A 2,500-nucleotide genomic window follows, 5' to 3' on the forward strand; every position below is an offset into this window, starting at 1 on the left:
GATGTGCCGCCATACGGTCTCTCCTCATTGTAAGTGAAGAGATTATAACATGTTTTTAATTTGACGGCACTATCTAGCACACGCTATAATTTCCGCACAAGTTTTGAAAAGGCTCTTGAGCTGCCCGTTTTAGCGTGATATTCCGAGGAAAAATGCCATGCAGGCGAATTGTTCAAAAAAGCGCAAAAGGGAAGCCTATGCCGCAGACAAGCGAAGAAAGCACCGTCAGGAGTACGGAGATTTGCCTGGAAGGGATCAACGCTCCCTGGAGCGAGGTGCTGCATCTGGGGACGCGCTGCACCTTTCCCAAGGGGCACATCATCATGGGCAGCAGGCTGCAGGGTTTTTATTTCATCGCGTCCGGCCGCGTCCGGCTGAGCTATCTGGACGAAGACGGCGAAGAATGCGGCAAGCTCTATCTGGGGCAGGGCTGCCTTTTCAACGAGATCCCGGCGTTGGCCAGCAATTTCTGGTATACCGTCATCTTCTGCTGTCTGGACGCCACGGAGATCTGGCGCTTTGACGCCGCAGTGCTGGAAGATGAGGATTTCCTTGCCCGCTATCCGCACCTGATCGCCAATCTCATGCGTTCCATGGCCCGAAAGTCCAGCATCTTCTTTTTCCATCTGGCCCGGACGCGCAGCGCCTCGTCCATGTGCCGCCTTTGCGATCTTCTGGTGCAGTTGAGCGAGTCGCATCGGGGCAAGCTGCGCATGAGCCAGAGCGACGCGGCGGCCATGCTCGGCCTGCACCAGACCACCGTGGCCCGCCTGATCCGCCGTCTGCGGGAGGAGGGCGTCATCGGCCGCTTCACCAAGAGGGAGCTGGAAGTGCTGGACATGGAACGGCTGCGCGAACTGGCGCGCTCCACGAATTGCAAGGATTAGGGGCCGTCCGCCCGGCGTCCGCCCGGGGAAGAACGGGAAGGGCGGCCTCTTGCAAGCGAACGTCTTCTGAGGAAAACTAACGTGTCGTTTCCAGAGCGTTTTATCGTTGAAAAAAGATAAAACGCGAGGCGGCGGCACAGCGCCGCCCGGCTCAACGTGAGCGGAAAACCGCGCTTTTTCCGCAAACGCCAGGCCGTAGGATTTGAAACGCGAAGCGTTGCAAACGGAAAATGCTCTAAAGAAGGCGCAGCGCCATACCAGCAGAGGTCAGCTCATGAGATATGCTCGTCCGCGGAAGCAAGTTTTCCCAACTATCGTCGTGTCACGGGGTGTTTTCTGGTTGTGCGCGTTGCTCGTGTGCAGCGGTCTCCTGCTCGGCGCGGCGGCCGGCGCTGGCTGGGCAGCCGAGGTGGAGCGGCGTCCGACGGAATGGGCGCAGCCTGTGCAGGTGGAGGGGCTGCCCAATCTGCACCGTGTCTCCGGCAAGTTGTACCGTTCCGCCCAGCCCACGGCGGAAGGCATGCGGGCGGCGGAGCGGCTGGGCATACGCACCGTCGTCTCCCTGCGCAGCGGGCAGCGGGATGCGCCGCTGGCCCTGGGGACGGACCTGCTGTTGCGGCATGTGCCCATGCGGGCCTGGGATCCGCATTTTCCGGCGGCGGTGGCGGCTCTGAGCGCCATTGCCGTCTCTCCGGGACCGGTGCTGGTGCACTGCTGGCACGGGGCGGACCGCACCGGCATGGTGGTGGCTCTCTACCGCATGCTGGAACAGGGGTGGACGCGCGAGGCCGCCATTCGCGAGATGCTGGAAGGCGGCTACGGCTACCACAGCATATGGAAAGACATCATCTCCTTTCTGGAGACCGTGGATCTGGAGGCGATGCGCCGGGCGCTGCACGCCAATGCGGCGCTTCCCTGTCTGGCGTCTGAGAACGGGACGCCTCCTGCCGCCGCCCGGGAGGCTGCCCGTGGGAGGCAACTGCCGGGATACGCGGGGCAGACGGCGCAGCCCGGATATAAGGAACGCCCGGCGGTCGAACCCTCCGACGGGTAGGGGGGCCTTCTTTTTTTCTTCTTTTTCTTCTTTCTTTGTCGCTGGCTTGCGGCTTCGGCCCGGCATCCGGGCGTGGTCGCCTGCGCAGCGGCATCTTTTTTTCTTTCTTTTTCCGCCGTTGACTGGCGGCTGTTGCCCAGCATCCGGGCGTGGTCGCCTCCCGGCGAGGGGCAGGGGGTGAGAGGGGCGTGCCCCTCTACACCCCCTACGACCCCCGTACTCCCCCTGTCCGTGTGGTGGGGGGCGTCACTATCGCATGTTATATACCTTGTCCGCCGCTCGCCGCAGGGGGCAAGTCGGCGCGCATCTTCCCGCTTCGCGGGCGATATGCGCGCCTGCTGCGGCGCTCCCGCGTTGCGGGGATCGCCTTCGCGCCCCGGCTCGCTGGATTTGCAGGTTTTTCCCTGTCTGTGCCCTGACCGGCGGGGAGCATTTTTCCTTGGATGAAACGTATTCCTCGGTACGGAGGTTGCCTTCTGACGGGAAGCCTTTTTCTGTATGGGGCATTTCTCCCGTCTGTACGCTCTTTCCTGAGAGGAAGGAGCTTTTTTCTTATTTG

The 2,500-nt window shown here is 61.9% G+C and carries 2 protein-coding genes; both read left to right on the plus strand.

What is annotated here, in order from left to right; genetic code table 11:
* The first annotated feature begins 197 nt into the window (after positions 1-197).
* Positions 198-887 carry a Crp/Fnr family transcriptional regulator gene (locus Q0K12_RS12405; protein WP_297263284.1) on the plus strand — a complete coding sequence of 230 codons (690 nt, stop codon included), beginning with the start codon at positions 198-200 and terminating at the stop codon, positions 885-887.
* Between the two features lie 355 nt (positions 888-1,242).
* Positions 1,243-1,941, plus strand: a complete 699-nt coding sequence (locus tag Q0K12_RS12410; protein WP_297263285.1) for a tyrosine-protein phosphatase — start codon at positions 1,243-1,245, stop codon at positions 1,939-1,941.
* Positions 1,942-2,500 lie beyond the last annotated feature (559 nt).

It is taken from the genome of uncultured Desulfovibrio sp., from assembly GCF_944324525.1.
In the GTDB taxonomy this organism is placed as follows: domain Bacteria; phylum Desulfobacterota; class Desulfovibrionia; order Desulfovibrionales; family Desulfovibrionaceae; genus Desulfovibrio.

Excerpts from the sequence above, each read along its gene's own strand:
- Q0K12_RS12405 (WP_297263284.1), top strand. The coding sequence starts at position 198 with ATGCCGCAGACAAGCGAAGAAAGCACCGTCAGGAGTACGGAGATTTGC.